A 16,338-nucleotide genomic window follows, 5' to 3' on the forward strand; every position below is an offset into this window, starting at 1 on the left:
TTCCAAATTCATCAAATCTCTAAATCTTATAAAATCATATCCTAAAAAGTATAGAGTCAAAAAGCCAAGATTGGAATTTTGATTTTATATATTGGTCCCGAAGCCATCGGGATAAATTAATTATCTTAGCAAAAAAATACATCATGAGCAGCAATATTATTCTTACCCATCAAGAAATCGAGCATAAAATAAAACGTATCGCTTACCAAATTTACGAGACTTTTGTAGACGAAGAAGAAGTTGTCATTGCTGGGATAGCTTCGAACGGATTTGTTTTTGCCGAAAAGATTGCTTCGGCGCTCAGCAGCATTTCTACCTTAAAGGTTTCTATCTGCGAAGTGAAAATAAACAAACAAAATCCGCAAGAAGCGATACAGACTTCTTTAAGCCCTGAAGAATACAAAAACAAAGGCCTGGTTCTGGTTGACGATGTCTTAAACTCAGGCACTACATTAATTTACGCTGTCCGTCATTTCTTAGACGTTCCGCTTAAAAAATTCAAAACAGCCGTGCTTGTTGACCGAAATCATAAAAAATATCCTGTAAAAGCAGATTTTAAAGGAATCTCGCTTTCTACTTCTTTATTGGAACACGTTCAAGTGGTCTTCAATTCAGAAAATGGCGATTATGCTTTTTTAAGCTAAAATTTCTAAAATATCCTGAACCGTTTCTTCGACAGATTTATCATCTACCGAAACTTTATGTTTTGCCTGATTGTAGTAGAAACTTCTGTCGAATAAATGTTTCGCGATAAACTCTTTCATTTCTTCCTCATTCATATTTGCAATCAAAGGACGTTTGCTTTTATTATAAACCAATCTATTATATAAGGTATCGATCGATGCTTTTAAATATATAGATACAACATCGTCTCCTTTTAGCAATTCATGATTATTGGCATAACATGGAGTTCCGCCACCTAAACCTATTATATTATTTTCAGAAGACTGCAGCAATTCGACAAACATTTCATGCTCTAATTTTCGAAAATAGACTTCCCCATGCTTTTCAAAAATCTCATTTATGGATAAATTTGCTCTTTCTTCGATGCATTTATCCAAATCTAAGAATGGAATATTTGTAATTTTTGACAAATTTTGGGCTATTGTTGACTTTCCGCAACCCATATAACCTAACAGTACAATTTTTTTCATATTAATAAAACCTTATAAACTAAGCAATTGGAGATTTTTCCAAAAAAAAGACAAATTTATGATAAAATAGCTTGGAAACTTCAAAAAAAACTCCTTATATTTGCACCCGCATTCAAGAAATTAAATGACTCGATAGCTCAGTCGGTAGAGCACATCACTTTTAATGATGGGGTCCTGGGTTCGAGCCCCAGTCGGGTCACAAATTTTGTGATTAACAAATTAAATTTCTTGAAAGCAATGACTCGATAGCTCAGTCGGTAGAGCACATCACTTTTAATGATGGGGTCCTGGGTTCGAGCCCCAGTCGGGTCACAAAGGTCGGGTAATTTATTTTACTCGACCTTTTTCCTTTTTAGGCCATGTGGAGAAACGGTAGACTCGCCATCTTGAGGGGGTGGTGCTCGTAAGGGCGTGAGGGTTCAAATCCCTCCATGGTCACAAAAAAACACAAAATCTATTTCATTGTAAAATAAGACTTTAGATTTTTTCTTGAAATTAATTTAAAATTCGTTTCAAAAAACAGCTGAAAAGCTAAAATAAGTACTTATATTTGCACCCTCATTGAAGAAAACAAAAGACTCGATAGCTCAGTCGGTAGAGCACATCACTTTTAATGATGGGGTCCTGGGTTCGAGCCCCAGTCGGGTCACAAAAGGTCAGGTAATTTATTTTACTTGACCTTTTTCTTTTTAAGAACTATCAGAACCAAAAATTAGCGTTTTATAAAACGGCTTTAAATTTTCCTTGTACAATTTCTTCAATCTCCAGCCATTATTTCAAAAAGAAATTCTCTTACAAAATAAAAACTTTCTTAAATTCGTTGAGAAATAATTAAATCACTAATCCCAAATTAGTTTTATGAAAAACCTACTATTAGCATCATTAATCATGATGACGTGCTCTATCTGGGCACAATCTGCAACTGGCTATTTTGATAAAGCCATGAAAAAAGCTGAGGCCGGCAATACCAAAGGTGCAATTGCCGATTATACTAAAGCCATCAGTATGAATTCTAAATTTGTCGAAGCCTACCAAAACCGCGGTGTGGCAAAACTCAAATTAAATGACTTAAAAGGAGCTCAAGCCGACTTCAGCAAAACGATAGAGCTAGACAGCATGAATGCTGATGCTTTTACTGGCAGAGCTAATGTTAACTACAAACTGCAAAACTATCAAGGAACAATTGATGACTGCACCTCTTCTTTAGGTTTAAATCCGAAAGATTATATTGCTTACAATTTAAGAGGTTTGGCCTACAATAAAATCGGTGACAAAAAAAATTCATGCAAAGATTTTACAAAAGCAATCGAATTGGGAAGCCAGAGTGCAATAAAAAACAAAGCGACTTTCTGTAAATAATCAAAATCTAAAAATCCAAAAAACGGCCTGCATAATAAAATATGCAGGCCGTTCTTTTTATCAAAGTAATATATTTCTTAGAAAATATATACCTGATTTTAGGTAAAAAATATATTTTAAATACGTAAACCCCTAATTCTCTATCTTTTTAATGTAGTTTTAAGGTCGAATATAAGATTTTATTTTACATTTGTTGACTTAATCGCGAAAAATGATAAACAATATAAAAACTGTTTTCAGCATTAAAGATCTTGAGAACTTATCTGGAATAAAAGCGCATACCATACGCATCTGGGAAAAGAGATACAACATTCTTGAACCTATGCGAACCGATACAAATATTAGATTTTACAATCTCCAAAACCTGCAGAAACTTTTAAACATTACGTTACTGCACGAATACGGCTATAAAATTTCTAAAATTGCAACTTATCCTGAAGAAAAAATACCACAGCTGGTACGTGAAATAATTTCTAGAAAAAACTCTCAAAACTACGCCATCACTTCCTTTAAAATGGCAATGATGAACTTTGACCAAGAGTTATTCTTCAATACATTCGATTGGCTTATTACCGAAAAAACGTTTAAAGAAGTTTTTAAAGAACATTTTCTGCCTCTATTAAAAGAGCTGGGATTGTTATGGCAGTCTGAAACGATCACTCCTGCAAATGAACATTTTATGAGTCATTTAATCAAGCAGAAAATATTGATTTATACTGAGAGTCTTCAAATTAGAAAGCCGGTTAAAACCGACCGAATTTTTGTTTTATCACTTCCGTTAAACGAAATTCACCAGATCGGATTGCTGTATCTGCAATACGAGATTCTTGATAAAGGCTACAAAACCATTTATCTTGGAGAAAGTATGCCAATCGAGAATTTACAGGATTTAACCAAACATTTTGAGAACATTACATTTATTTCTTTTATGACTGTTCAGCCGGATCGAAGCGTAATTAATCAATATGTAAAATCGATGGGACAGAAATTATTGCACAATAACAATGAAATCTGGCTTATGGGTAAGATGGTGGAATACATAGACAGCAAAGTTTTAACCGACAGAATCCGCATTTTTGATTCGATGGAAGAAACTATTAATATGCTTTAAGATATTTTTGTTTAAGTTTTTCTTATATTTGTTAAACAAATGAGAAAAACTATCCAAATAATAGGCTCAGGCTTCTCTTCTTTGGCAGCCGCGTGTTATCTTGCCCAGCAAGGAAACAAGGTTACTATTTATGAAAAAAATGGTACAATTGGCGGGCGCGCAAGACAATTTAAAGAAGATGGTTTTACTTTTGATATGGGCCCGAGCTGGTATTGGATGCCCGATGTTTTTGAACGCTTTTTTCAGGATTTCAACAAAAAACCTTCCGATTACTACGAACTGATAAAATTAAATCCAGCCTATAGGGTTTATTTTGGAATTAATGATTTTGTCAGCATTTGTGACAACTTAGAGGAAATAAAACATTCTTTTGAGGTAATTGAGAAAGGAAGTGGCCAAAAATTGCAAAACTTTATCGATCAAGCCAAAAGCAATTATGACATTGCAATTAAGAATCTGGTTTATCGTCCGGGGATTTCTCCTCTTGAGTTAATCACAAAAGAAACCGCATTAAAACTCAATCAGTTTTTTAATACTGTAAGCTCTGATATTAGAAAAAATTTCAAGAATGAAAGATTAGTCCAGATTCTCGAATTTCCGGTTTTATTTCTTGGAGCTAAGCCAACCAAAACGCCTTCGTTTTACAATTTTATGAATTATGCCGATTTCGGCTTAGGAACTTGGCATCCAAAAACTGGAATGTTTGACGTTATTCGAGGAATCGAAAAATTGGCTCTAGAACTTGGCGTTACGATCAAAACCAATGCTTCAATTGATCAAATAATCGTTGAAAACAAAAACGCCACAGGAATTGTAATAAATGGAGAAATTATAAAAGCAGATATTGTTTTAAGCGGTGCCGACTATCAGCATTCTGAAACATTACTCGAAAAAGAGCATCGAATGTATTCTGAAAAATATTGGGAAAGCAGAGTTTTTGCGCCTTCTTCTCTCCTATTTTTTGTTGGCTTCAATAAAAAAATAGAAAACATTTCGCATCACGCTTTGTTTTTTGATGTCGATTTCAATCAGCACGCGGCAGATATTTACGACAATCCAAAATGGCCTGACGCCCCTTTATTCTACGCTAATTTTCCGTCCAAAACAGATGCAACTGCAGCGCCAGACGGCATGGAGTCTGGTTTTTTCTTAATTCCGCTTGCTCCCGGAATCGAAGATACTGAAGCATTGCGAGAAGAATATTTTGAAAAGATAATCACTCGTTTTGAAGAACTTACCCAACAAAAAATTAAAAATAGCATTATATTTAAGAGATCATTCTGCAAAAATGACTTTGTAAATGACTATAACGCTTACAAAGGAAATGCTTACGGAATGGCCAATACCTTATTGCAAACGGCTTTTTTAAGGCCGAAAATAAAAAGCAAAAAGGTCAAGAATCTATATTTCACAGGACAATTAACCGTTCCTGGCCCGGGTGTTCCGCCCGCATTAATTTCAGGAAAACTAGCCGCTGAATTAATTCAAAAATCTTTTAGATCTTAAAAAATGAAATCACTATTCGACGCCGTTTCTTTCAAATGCAGCAAACTGGTAACCAAAAGTTACAGTACATCATTTTCGCTTGCTGTTAAAATGCTTTCGCCAAGTATTCGAGATGCCATTTACAGCATTTACGGATTTGTTCGTTTTGCCGATGAAATTGTAGATTCTTTTCATGATTACGAAAAGGAATATCTTATTGAAGATTTTGAAAAAGAATATTACAAAGCAGTGCAATTGGGCATCAGCTTAAATCCGATTTTAAATTCATTTCAGCACACTGTCAAAGAATACAACATCACAGACGATTTGGTTCAGGCATTTCTTAAAAGCATGAAAATGGATCTTATCAAATCCAATTATCAGACCCAAACTGAATATATAGACTACATTTACGGCTCTGCCGATGTTGTGGGCTTAATGTGCCTAAAGGTTTTTGTTTCTGGAAAAGAGCACAAATACGAACAGCTAAAACATGAAGCCATGCGATTGGGCTCTGCCTTTCAGAAAGTGAATTTCTTGAGGGATTTAAAAGATGACAGCACGATCTTGAACCGAGCGTATTTTCCCGGTGTGAATCTGAATAACTTTAACGAAGATTCAAAAAACCAAATCATCAAAGAAATTGAAGAAGATTTCAGAATTGCTTATCAGGGAATTGTAAAATTGCCAATCGAAGCAAAATTTGGCGTTTATACTGCTTACGTTTATTATAAAAAATTACTCCAAAAGCTAAAAAACACTCCTTATTACGAAATTGGAAATTCTAGAATTCGGGTTTCCAATTATACTAAAGCGGGACTTTTAGCGCAGTCTTTTGTGACTTATAAATTGAAGCTGGTTTAATTTTAAACGCATAGAATCATAGCATACTATGTCTACAAAAGACGTTTCATTTGCATGAGCAAACATAGCTATGTATTAGAAACTAGTTTCTTTCTATATTTTTTTGGGAATAATAAAAATCTATATTTCTAATTGTTTAAAAACAAAACAAAATCCTTTTGAGTCAACCTTTTATAATCTAAAGCTACACTCAAAAACAATAAATTGATAATTTTAAAACCTCAACATTTGTAAAATGATTTCTTTTTTAATCTTTTTAGGCGTTTTTCTGTTCATGGAATGTGTTACTTGGCTAACTCATAAATACGTGATGCATGGTTTTATGTGGTATTTTCATGCCGATCATCATCAGCCGAAATATGAAAACACTTTTGAGCGCAACGATATTTTCTTCGTCATTTTTGCCACTCCTAGCATTATCTTATTCTATTTTGGCGTTGAAGGCGGGTTCAATTACTTGTTTTTCATTGCCTGTGGCATCACGCTTTACGGAGTTTGTTATTTTTTAATTCACGATGTCTTGATCCATCAGCGCTTTAAATGGTTTAAAAACACCAAAAACAAATACCTCATCGGACTCAGAAAAGCACATAAAATACATCATAAGCACCTTAACAAAGAAAAAGGAGAATGTTTTGGAATGCTTTTCGTGCCGTTTAAATATTATAAGATGTAGCTTAAAACATTAGACAGTGAAGTAATCCTTAACGCTCGCATATTTTAAGAACAATTTGATTATGAAATTACACAAGATAGTAACCATACAGCATATAAATGCAAGCGTAGAAGATTGCTGGGATTTCTTCTCGAGCCCTAAAAACCTTCAAACGATTACGCTAGACGATATGAATTTCCAAATTCAAGATTACGATGGAAAACTAATGTATCATGGACAAATAATCACTTATACCTTAAAACCGCTTCTCGGAATCAAAATTTCTTGGGTAACCGAAATTACGGCCTGCAAGGAAAATGAGTATTTTGTAGACATTCAGCGTTTTGGGCCTTATAAATTATGGCATCACAAACACTTCTTTGAACCGGCGCCAGATGGAGGAACAAAAATGACAGACATTGTTCATTACGCTCTTCCGCTCGGAATTTTGGGAAGAATCATGAACCGCTTAATCGTAAAAAACAAACTCAAAAGCATTTTCGATTATAGATTTAATAAAATCGAAGAATTGTTTAATTCTAAAAAAGCTTAAAAAATATAAACTCAAAAATTCATGCCATCAATTCGTGAATTCGTGGCAGAAAACCAACAACAATGACAAAACAAAAAGTTACCATTTTCTGGTTCAGACGTGATTTGCGTTTAGAAGACAATGCAGGATTATTTCATGCGCTGCAAGCTGATTATCCTGTCGTGCCTCTTTTTATTTTTGATGATGATATTCTGGACCATCTTCCAAAAAATGACGCGAGAGTAACTTTCATTTACGATTCTCTTGAAAAGATAAATTCAGAATTGAGCCAAATTGATTCTTCCATTTTAATTAAAAAAGGAAAAACAAAAGAAGTTTGGAAGTCACTTGCAGAAGAATTTGACATTCAAAGCGTTTTCTTCAATAAAGATTACGAACCTTTTGCGATTAAACGAGACGCTGCAATAACTGCACTGCTAAAAGAAAATAGCATCAAATCGTTTTCTTTTAAGGATCATGTTATTTTTGAGGAAAAAGAAATTGCAAAAGCAGACGGACTTCCCTATACGGTTTACACTCCGTACAAAAACAAATGGCTTGAAAAATATAATTTTTCTGGTTCGGCTCCAGAATACGATTCGATTCCATTTCAGTCCAATTTTGCCAAAAATAAATTTAACTTTCCCGATTTAGCTGCCATTGGTTTTGAAAGAAGTTCCATAAATGTTCAGCCTCATAACTTAACGCAGATTGCGAGTTACAAAGAAACCAGAGATTTTCCTGCGTTGGACAGCACTTCTTATCTTTCGCCTCATTTGCGTTTTGGAACGGTCAGCATTCGAAAACTGGTAAATTGGGCAAACCGAAAAAATCAGACTTTTTTAAGCGAATTAATCTGGAGAGAGTTTTTTATTCAGATTTTGTTCAGTTTTCCAAATTGTGTCAATCATAATTTCAAATCTAATTATGACGGCATCCAATGGAGAAATAACGAAGATGATTTTAAACGCTGGTGCTCCGGAACAACAGGTTACCCAATGGTTGATGCTGGAATGCGCCAGTTAAAAGAAACTGGTTATATGCACAATCGCGTTCGCATGGTGGTGGCGAGTTTTCTCTGCAAACATTTGCTCATCAATTGGCAGTGGGGCGAAGCTTATTTTGCCGAAAAGCTTTTGGATTTTGAATTGGCCTCAAACGTAGGAAATTGGCAATGGGCAGCAGGTACAGGCTGCGATGCCGCACCATACTTTAGAGTTTTCAATCCTGAAATCCAACAGCAAAAGTTTGACCCAAAAGGAGAATACATTCGCAAATGGATTCCCGAATTTGATCTTGGCTACAACGAACCAATGATCGATCATGCTTTTGCTAGAGATCGCGCAATTGCGACTTATAAGGCTGGGATTTTGAAATGATGTTGTTTTTGTTTCAGGTTTCAAGTTTCAAGTTTCAGGTTTCAGGTTTCAGGTTTCAGGTTTCAGGTTAAGTACTGCGTGTCCTCTCTTTGCGACCCTTCGACTCCGCTCAGGAAGACAAACTAGACAAAAAAAAACTTTGTCAAAGTTTTAAACTTTGACAAAGTTCTATGTTTAAAATTCGGTCAACGTGAAACTTGAAACCTGAAACAAAAAAACCTAATACTTCAAATAATTATCCACCACAATTTTAGCTTTCAAATCGAACATTAAATTGTACAAACCAAAGAAAGTGCGGTTCATGTAAATAAAGTGCTTAGAACCTCTATTTCCGTTCATTTTTTTCAGATTTGTATCTTCTGAAAAGCGTTTTCCTAATTGCGCAATAGCGTTAAAGAACTCTTCATCGGCAAAATCGAAAGTTTCATTTTGAAAAGGTTTTGTAAAAAGCGACAACAAATCATGAAACATCTCGGTAAAATATGCTACCTCAGCAGGAGTATCGTCTTGGCGAAGAATTTCCAATTCGAATAATTTCTCGTTGAAAAGCTTTTGGTCTGTAATGACATTTTTATTGATCAATTCAAAATACGGTGTGTAAAAATCTTCTGGAATCTGTTTCATACAGCCAAAATCCAAAGCGATTAACTGATTTTGATCGTCAACTAAAAAGTTTCCCGGATGCGGATCTGCGTGAACTTTTCGCAAAACATGAATTTGATACATATAGAAATCCCAAAGTGCCTGACCTAATTTATCGCCCGCTGTCTGATCGGTATTTTTTGCTGTAAACTCAGAAAGATGAATTCCCGTCATCCAATCCATCGTAATGATTTTCTCCGATGAAAACTCCGGATAGTAGTTCGGAAAATTGATGTTTTCGATTTTACTGCAAGCATCAACCACTTCCTGGCTTTGTTTTAATTCCAGCAAATAGTTGGTTTCTTCAATCAGCTTGTCTTCGACTTCTTTAAAATATTTATCAGAATCTTTTCCTTGGAGATTAAACATTCTTATGGCAATTGGTTTTACCAAAGCCAAATCGGACGAAATACTGTTGGCAACACCTGGATATTGAATTTTTACGGCAAGTTTTTTATCGCCTTTCTTCGCCAAATGCACTTGACCAATACTTGCCGCATTTACAGAATTTGGGTTAAATTCATCAAAAATCTCGTACGGTGTTTTTCCAAAATTGCTCTTGAAAGTTTTTAAAACTAATGGAGCAGAAAGAGGTGGAACAGAAAACTGAGATAACGAAAACTTTTCTACGTAGGCTTGCGGCAGAAAGTTCTTGTCCATGCTTAACATTTGAGCCACTTTTAAGGCGCTTCCTTTTAAGCTTTTTAGTCCATCATAAATATCTTCGGCATTGTTCTCATTTAATTTATCACGGGTCAGATCTGGGTTAACAATTTTTTCGGCATAATGTTTTACATAGTTTACACCGATTTTAGCGCCTGTCTGAACCAATTTTCCTGCCCGCTCAATTTTTGAGGTCGGAATATAATCGATTGTTTTCATTATCTGCTGTATACTTTTTCTTTGAACAAAAATTTCCCAAAATCTATCAGATGATTCATTGGCGCAACATTCATCAATTCAAATGAGGCATTTACTGACTTCTCAATAAAAATATCTGTTTTTTCGAAAGCAGGAGATTCGTCTTCCATCCAGAATTTGATTGCCATCATGAGCTGTATCCATGAGGATTCCTGAATAGCTTTTTCCTGAAATTTTTGAAATTTTTCTTGTTCCAGTCTATAATCATCTGTCAGGATTTCAGAAACATATTCTTTGAAACTGTTTCTAAGCGAAGTCAACTGAACTAAATTTTTAAGCGGATTTCTATCAATCTTTAGCGATTGCAAGACATAACTTCTATTGGCAGTCAGGATTTCAAAGAAAGTAAAATAAAAACTTAGCATTTTGTTCTTCATATCATATTGCTGATATTCTTCATTCTTATGCAGCAGATTGACTGTATTTTCAAAAAACAGCCTGAATATTTCTTTTTCTAAACCTTCTAATGTTCCAAAAAAAGCATAAAACTCAGCTTCTGTAAAATCATTTTCTTTGGCAAAATGATAAACTGATTTTGGTTTTTGCCCTTTTTCCAGAACTTCTTCCATATATTTTGAAACGATATCATCTTTGGTAATTACCTTTTTTTTAGTCGCCATTTTATTAAAATTTAGAATTTGCCATAAAGGTAAACATTGTTTAAGTACCTTTACTAATCCTTAAACAAGTTAGACTGTTAAATATATTATAAACTATTATGGCTCAAAATGTTCTATTAACAGGCGGAAGCGGTTTCATCGGAAAACATTTGACAGATGTCCTGATTGAAGCTGGATTTTCTGTATCTGTTTTGAGCCGTTCTGAGAGAAAAAATACGCAAAGAGTTACGTATTACAAATGGGACATCAAGAAGAATTATATTGATAAAAATGCGATTCTTAATGCTGATTACATTATTCACCTTGCCGGCGAAGGAATAGTCGAAAAAAGATGGACCAGAAGGCGCAAAAGAGCTATTATTGAAAGCCGCGTAAGACCGGTCGAAATGATCTATTCTATTTTAGAGAAAAACAATAAAAAACTGGAAGCTTTTGTTTCTGCTTCAGGCATCGGAATTTACGGCGCTATTACAAGCCATAAAATTTGCACCGAAAATTCTGCTCCTGCGAATGATTTTCTAGGCACAACCTGCCAGAAATGGGAAAGTGCCGCAGATAAAATCGGTTCTTTAAATATTCGAACAGTCAAAATTAGGACTGGCATCGTTTTAGGCAAAAACGAAGGCTTTTTAAAAAAAATGATTCCTACATTTAAATCTGGTTTTGGCGCAGTTTTGGGCTCAGGCAAACAATATCTTCCTTGGATTCATATTGAAGATTTGTGCCAGATTTATTTAAAAAGTATAGAAGATACCAAACTAGAAGGTCCGTACAATGCTTGCATTACCGACAATACTACAAATGCGAGATTTTCTAAAACCATGGCCAAACTCTACGATTACACTATATGGCTTCCTAAAGTGCCGCCATTTGTCCTTAAAATTCTACTTGGAAAAATGAGCGAAGCGGTCTTAACAGGACAGCGTGTTTCGTCTGAGAAAATTCAGAAAGCAGGTTTTGAATTTCAATTTACCGATTTAGAAAAGTCGCTTATAAATTGCATAAAGTAGTTTTTACTTCAAGGTAAGCATGGTCTCATCGCTGCGGATTATACCCGTCAATTCTGTATTGGCAGTTGTTGCAATTTTTGCCGCAATAGGAGTTGGAATATGAATATTAAAATCGGATACTACAATTGGAAAATCTGAAATGATCTGGATTCCTTCTGGAACTCTTTTAATCAAAGCATTCACAGTAATCTCCTTCGATTTGCCGCGCAGGTTTAACTTTCCTTTTATCTGATATTCTTTTTCAACTTCATTAATATCTTTCAAATCAAATTTTTCAATCTTACCTTTAAAAACTGCTTTAGGATAACGATTGCTTTCCATATAATTTTCATTGAAATGCTCTTGCATGAGATCTAATTTAAATCGGAAATTTTTGACAATGACAGTACAGATAAAAGTACTTGTTTTAGGTTCTAAAAGTATGGCAACTTGTCTATTTACTGCTCTAATTTCCTCAAACATAGGAACAGAAGCCTCAAAGTTTATTGTTCCTGTATTGGTAAAAAACTTGTCTTGGGCAAGGACAGAAAAGGCGGTAAAAAGTAAAAATAGTAAGGTAGTTGTTTTCATAATCGTCTACATTTAAACAATTATGTCATTCAATTTATTCTGACCAAGAGAAAATAAAAAATCAGATTCTGATTAATCTGAAAAATCGAACGGCAATACTCAGTGAAAAAATTCCGTAACCCAATAATTACACTTAAAGTTACGAAATTTCTCCATTGAAAGTTCTGCGAGTAATGCTAAAAATTTGTGAATTTTTGAACGAAAATGACATAAAAAAATAAAATGTCCCTACGCGACAAAATGTTGATGACGCATATTTTTTTTTCCACCAATGTGTAATCCCTACGGGATATCTATTTATTACCCATTTTTGAAATGTTTCGCTGGAATTACATATCTACCAATGTGTAATCCCTACGGGATATTTACTCATTACACATTTTTGAAATGTTTCGCTGGAATTACATATCTATCAGTGTGTAATCCCTACGGGATATTTTTTTACTAAATATGTCCTCTATCTCGACATTTTCATCATAATAATTCCGCTAGGAATTACATATTGGTAAACAAATGGCAAAATGTCCCGTACGGACTTTACCTTCGTTTTTATAACGAATACATTAACCTTTAACTTCTGTGCAAATTTCAATCAAAAAACCATTTAAATCTCGTGCGTATGCAACAATCTGTCCCCAAGGTTTTTCCATCGGTTCTGAGACTATAACAGCGCCAAAAGAAGTTGCTTTCTGCAAAACTTCAGGAACATTATCTGTTACAAAACCAATTTCTATGGCAAAAGGTTTGTCTTCTAAAGTGCTTTCGATAAAGCCATCAGGCAAACTTTTTGAGGCTAATTTTTTCGAAGCAAATGAAAGTGTTGTTTCTCCTGTAATTAACTCGCCATAATCTCCTTCTGGCGTGACAAATTTTCTCGAAAAACCAAATGCGTTTTCATAAAACGAAATCGTTTCTTCGACATTTTCAACATATAAAATCGTATATCCAAACTTGACCATAATTTCTAATATTTAATGTGCATCAAATAAATATAAGAAATTTTAGCTGATTTCTAAGAGGACATTATATTTTTCTAGGCTCGCTAAATCTTCGATCGAATTTATATTGGCCAATTTTTCGTGCTCTTCCACTTCTTTTCGAACTTCAATATGTTTTATTGCTTTTCTAAAACGACGCACTTCTTCTAAGTTTGACAAGATTAATCCCGGAACCTGAACGCTTTTGCCTTCTTTATCTTTGGCAACCATTGTAAAATAAGACGAATTGCAATGTTTAATCACTCCGGTCTGAATATTTTCTGCTTCTACGCGAATGCCGACCACCATAGAACTTCTTCCCACGTAATTCACAGAAGCTTTCATGGTCACCAACTCTCCAACTTCAATCGGTTTCAGAAAGTTTACCGTATCAACAGAAGCTGTTACGCAATAATTGCCGCTAAATTTGGATGCCGATGCAAAAGCAATCTGATCCAGTAATTGCAAAATATATCCTCCGTGAATTTTTCCGCTAAAGTTAGTATGCGATGGCAGCATCAATTCTGATATGCTAACTTTTGAAGAAGAAACGGGTTTAAAGTCTGTAGTCATGTTTTTGTTTTTGGTATTTTTTTGATTAGCTGTATTCTATTATTTTAATTCAATAATTCATTTTCATCTGAATTTATTGCTCGTGCAATGATATTGTCTGGAAGCGATTTCTTTGCCTTTGCTCCCATTTTTTTCAACCTTTCTACACTCGAAATCAGGTTCCCCTTTCCATCAACCAATTTGTTCATGGCGCTTTCGTATTCCGTTTTGGTGTCTTTTATTTTATTCCCAATTCTGACTAAATCGGTTACAAAACCTTCAAACTTGTCATAAAGAGCTCCAGCCTGCCTTGCTATTTCTAAGGCATTTTCCTGCTGTTTCTGATTGGTCCACATACTATCGATAGTTCTTAATGTAGCCAAAAGCGTACTTGGCGTTACAATGACAATATTTCGATCAAAAGCTTTGGTGTATAATGTTGGATCTTCGTTTAAGGCAACGGCAAAAGCGGGTTCCATCGGAATGAAAAGCAGGACAAAATCTGGGCTTTCCATTTGATACAAATCATGATAATTTTTGTTTCCTAACTGCTCCACGTGCCTTTTTATGGAAATAACGTGTTCCTTAAGAAATTCTATTTTTAAAAGCTCTGATTCTTCATTCACCCATTTTTCATAAGCCGACAAAGAAACTTTAGAATCGACAATCATTTTTTTACCGTCAGGAAGATTGATTACAACATCTGGCAAAACGCGATTTCCTTCGCTATTGGTAAAACTCTGCTGCACTTCGTATTCTCTTCCTTTCTCCAATCCCGATTTTTCCAGAACACGTTCCAGAACCAATTCGCCCCAATTTCCCTGCATTTTGCTGTCGCCTTTTAGCGCTTTAGTCAGATTTAAGGTTTCCTTGCTCATTTGCGCGTTCATTTCGCTCAAACCAATAATCTGCTGCCTAAGTGCCGCATGATAATCGATGCTTTCTTTATGGGTTTGCTCTACTTTTTGTTCAAACACCTGAATTTTATCCTGCAAAGGCGTCAGGATATTTTTCATGTTTACGGTATTTTGTTCGGTAAATTTTGCCGATTTTTCTTCGAGGATTTTATTGGCTAGATTTTCAAATTCTTTGGTGAATTTTTCCTGAAGCTCATTGATTTCGCTTTTTTGCTCTTTATGGCGTTCCCATAAATTTTCAAAATCTACTTCTTTTTTAGAAAGCTGGATTGCCAAGCTGTCTTTCTCGGTTCGAATGTTTTCTTTCTCAGAAATATTGAACTGCAATTGTTTCTGAAAATTATTTTTTTCACTTTCAAATTGTTCTTTCAGCATTTGCAATTGCCCGTTTAATGCATTTAATCGTTCTTCAGAAATGGCTTTCTCTGACTGAAATTTGGATACAGAAAGCGTTCTGCCTACGTATATGCCTGCAAAAAGCGCCACAGCAAAACCTAATAAAAACGGTAAATAATCGGTCATAACTAAGTTAATTTTACGTAAAAGTACTCAATAATACGTAGTACTTAATTTTTAAAATAGAAATTTCACTAATTCATGCTCAATTCAAACTAAACCAACATTTTATTTTTTTCAAAAAAAATTTAGTCTCAACGCAACCTTTTTTTTAAAACGCTATCTACAAGATATAAACCTATTAAAAAGATTATGAAAAAATTAATGTTGGGCTTGTTTGTAGCCTTTGGATTTAGTGCCTGTTCCCTTAATGATGGAAATAACTATGTAGATTGCGGAGCTAATACAGTTGTAAATTTTACCGGTTTTCCTTTCTCATGCAATTATAGCGTAAAAACGCAACCAAACAATCCAGCAGCAGTTGCTATTGGATCTCAAGAAAAAATGGATGAGTATTTTACAAAACACCCTAACAGCTGTCCTGTAGCAAGCGACCCAAATATTGATTTTTCAAAAGAATACTTGGTCGGAATTTTTGCTGGCGCTAAACCTACAAGCGGTTACGACATCGTGATTAGCTCTATCATAGAAAACAATTGCGAAATTGTTGTGAATTACTACGAAAAGGTTCCTGCTGAAGGAGAAAACGTAACTCAAGCTACTACTTATCCTTCTGATTTTGTTTTGATCCCGAAAACATCAAAAGGAATGATTTTCAATAAAACAAAAGAAAGTCCTGACAATATGATTATTGGAAGTTTCAGTAATCTATGTACGGGTGGTGACTGCCAAAAATTCTATCAGATCAACGATTACAATACGTTAAAATTCTTAAACGTTGCAGCAGGCCAATATGATTTTGGACAATACAGATATACGCCAACAATTAAGAGAGGCGAATATACTGCATTCTTAAAAAATGTTCCTGCAGAGATTTTGGCTTTAAAAGGACAGACAAAAACGTATGGCGCGCCTGACGCTGCTGACCAAGGCGGAATTTATTTTGAACTTCGTCAAGGAGCAAACGTTACTAAAGTTTACATCGACAATAATGATACTGAAGATCAAAGCACCGAAATAAAACTTTTCAAAAAAGCGATTCAGGAAAAAATTGTAAGCTTAAAATAGTATAGT

The 16,338-nt window shown here is 34.7% G+C and carries 17 protein-coding genes and 4 tRNA genes; 14 read left to right on the top strand and 7 right to left on the bottom strand.

What is annotated here, in order from left to right; all coding sequences use genetic code 11:
• The first annotated feature begins 143 nt into the window (after positions 1–143).
• Positions 144–644, top strand: a complete 501-nt coding sequence (locus tag N4T20_RS00280) for a phosphoribosyltransferase domain-containing protein (RefSeq protein ID WP_260671181.1) — start codon at positions 144–146, stop codon at positions 642–644.
• On the opposite strand, the gene N4T20_RS00285 is transcribed toward N4T20_RS00280, so the two are convergent.
• On the bottom strand, positions 636–1,154 hold the full coding sequence (locus N4T20_RS00285; RefSeq protein WP_260671182.1) for a shikimate kinase: 519 nt from the start codon (positions 1,152–1,154) through the stop codon (positions 636–638). The genes N4T20_RS00280 and N4T20_RS00285 overlap by 9 nt on opposite strands.
• 126 nt (positions 1,155–1,280) lie before the next feature.
• Here N4T20_RS00285 and N4T20_RS00290 point away from each other — a divergent pair.
• The 11 genes from N4T20_RS00290 (at position 1,281) to N4T20_RS00340 (ending at position 8,539) form a co-directional block, all read left to right on the top strand.
• Positions 1,281–1,353, top strand: a tRNA-Lys gene (locus N4T20_RS00290).
• A 40-nt stretch (positions 1,354–1,393) separates the two neighbouring features.
• Positions 1,394–1,466 (top strand) — tRNA-Lys (locus N4T20_RS00295).
• Between the two features lie 43 nt (positions 1,467–1,509).
• Positions 1,510–1,592, top strand: a tRNA-Leu gene (locus N4T20_RS00300).
• A gap of 138 nt (positions 1,593–1,730) precedes the next feature.
• Positions 1,731–1,803, top strand: a tRNA-Lys gene (locus N4T20_RS00305).
• 209 nt (positions 1,804–2,012) lie between these two features.
• Entirely contained in the window at positions 2,013–2,513 is a 501-nt protein-coding gene (locus N4T20_RS00310; protein WP_260671183.1) for a tetratricopeptide repeat protein, read from the top strand.
• 211 nt (positions 2,514–2,724) lie between these two features.
• Positions 2,725–3,624, top strand: a complete 900-nt coding sequence (locus N4T20_RS00315) for a MerR family transcriptional regulator (protein WP_260671184.1) — start codon at positions 2,725–2,727, stop codon at positions 3,622–3,624.
• 39 nt (positions 3,625–3,663) lie between these two features.
• On the top strand, positions 3,664–5,130 hold the full coding sequence (locus N4T20_RS00320; RefSeq protein WP_260671185.1) for a phytoene desaturase family protein: 1,467 nt from the start codon (positions 3,664–3,666) through the stop codon (positions 5,128–5,130).
• Positions 5,131–5,133: 3 nt separating this feature from the next.
• Positions 5,134–5,973, top strand: a complete 840-nt coding sequence (locus tag N4T20_RS00325; RefSeq protein WP_260671186.1) for a phytoene/squalene synthase family protein — start codon at positions 5,134–5,136, stop codon at positions 5,971–5,973.
• A 235-nt stretch (positions 5,974–6,208) separates the two neighbouring features.
• Entirely contained in the window at positions 6,209–6,649 is a 441-nt protein-coding gene (locus N4T20_RS00330) for a sterol desaturase family protein (protein WP_260671187.1), read from the top strand.
• Positions 6,650–6,710: 61 nt separating this feature from the next.
• Positions 6,711–7,181 carry an SRPBCC family protein gene (locus N4T20_RS00335; RefSeq protein ID WP_260671188.1) on the top strand — a complete coding sequence of 157 codons (471 nt, stop codon included), beginning with the start codon at positions 6,711–6,713 and terminating at the stop codon, positions 7,179–7,181.
• Between the two features lie 62 nt (positions 7,182–7,243).
• The gene (locus N4T20_RS00340; RefSeq protein WP_260671189.1) at positions 7,244–8,539 is read left to right on the top strand and encodes a cryptochrome/photolyase family protein; all 1,296 of its coding nucleotides are present in this window, start codon (positions 7,244–7,246) and stop codon (positions 8,537–8,539) included.
• 219 nt (positions 8,540–8,758) lie between these two features.
• On the opposite strand, the gene N4T20_RS00345 is transcribed toward N4T20_RS00340, so the two are convergent.
• Together N4T20_RS00345 and N4T20_RS00350 are read right to left on the bottom strand one after the other, a co-directional pair.
• On the bottom strand, positions 8,759–10,063 hold the full coding sequence (locus N4T20_RS00345) for an ABC1 kinase family protein (protein WP_260671190.1): 1,305 nt from the start codon (positions 10,061–10,063) through the stop codon (positions 8,759–8,761).
• The gene (locus N4T20_RS00350; protein WP_260671191.1) at positions 10,063–10,722 is read right to left on the bottom strand and encodes a TetR family transcriptional regulator C-terminal domain-containing protein; all 660 of its coding nucleotides are present in this window, start codon (positions 10,720–10,722) and stop codon (positions 10,063–10,065) included. Before N4T20_RS00350 ends, N4T20_RS00345 begins: the two co-directional genes overlap by 1 nt.
• A gap of 98 nt (positions 10,723–10,820) precedes the next feature.
• Here N4T20_RS00350 and N4T20_RS00355 point away from each other — a divergent pair, with 98 nt between their 5' ends.
• A complete protein-coding gene (locus tag N4T20_RS00355) occupies positions 10,821–11,732 on the top strand; it encodes a TIGR01777 family oxidoreductase (RefSeq protein ID WP_260671192.1) in 912 nt (303 codons plus the stop codon).
• 3 nt (positions 11,733–11,735) lie between these two features.
• Here the strand turns inward: N4T20_RS00355 and N4T20_RS00360 are convergent, their stop codons facing one another.
• From N4T20_RS00360 to rmuC, 4 genes are all read right to left on the bottom strand, one after another.
• On the bottom strand, positions 11,736–12,302 hold the full coding sequence (locus tag N4T20_RS00360; protein ID WP_260671193.1) for a YceI family protein: 567 nt from the start codon (positions 12,300–12,302) through the stop codon (positions 11,736–11,738).
• 563 nt (positions 12,303–12,865) lie between these two features.
• Positions 12,866–13,261 (bottom strand): VOC family protein, encoded by a 396-nt coding sequence (locus tag N4T20_RS00365; RefSeq protein ID WP_260671194.1) that lies wholly within the window; start codon positions 13,259–13,261, stop codon positions 12,866–12,868.
• Positions 13,262–13,303: 42 nt separating this feature from the next.
• Complete coding sequence (locus tag N4T20_RS00370) at positions 13,304–13,852, bottom strand: acyl-CoA thioesterase (protein ID WP_260671195.1); 549 nt, start codon at positions 13,850–13,852, stop codon at positions 13,304–13,306.
• 44 nt (positions 13,853–13,896) lie between these two features.
• Positions 13,897–15,270 carry a DNA recombination protein RmuC gene (rmuC, locus tag N4T20_RS00375; RefSeq protein ID WP_260671196.1) on the bottom strand — a complete coding sequence of 458 codons (1,374 nt, stop codon included), beginning with the start codon at positions 15,268–15,270 and terminating at the stop codon, positions 13,897–13,899.
• A gap of 186 nt (positions 15,271–15,456) precedes the next feature.
• On the opposite strand from rmuC, the gene N4T20_RS00380 reads away from it, so the two are divergent.
• The gene (locus tag N4T20_RS00380; RefSeq protein ID WP_260671197.1) at positions 15,457–16,332 is read left to right on the top strand and encodes a protease complex subunit PrcB family protein; all 876 of its coding nucleotides are present in this window, start codon (positions 15,457–15,459) and stop codon (positions 16,330–16,332) included.
• The last annotated feature ends 6 nt before the right edge of the window (positions 16,333–16,338 follow it).

The organism is Flavobacterium sp. TR2, assembly GCF_025252405.1.
GTDB lineage: Bacteria > Bacteroidota > Bacteroidia > Flavobacteriales > Flavobacteriaceae > Flavobacterium.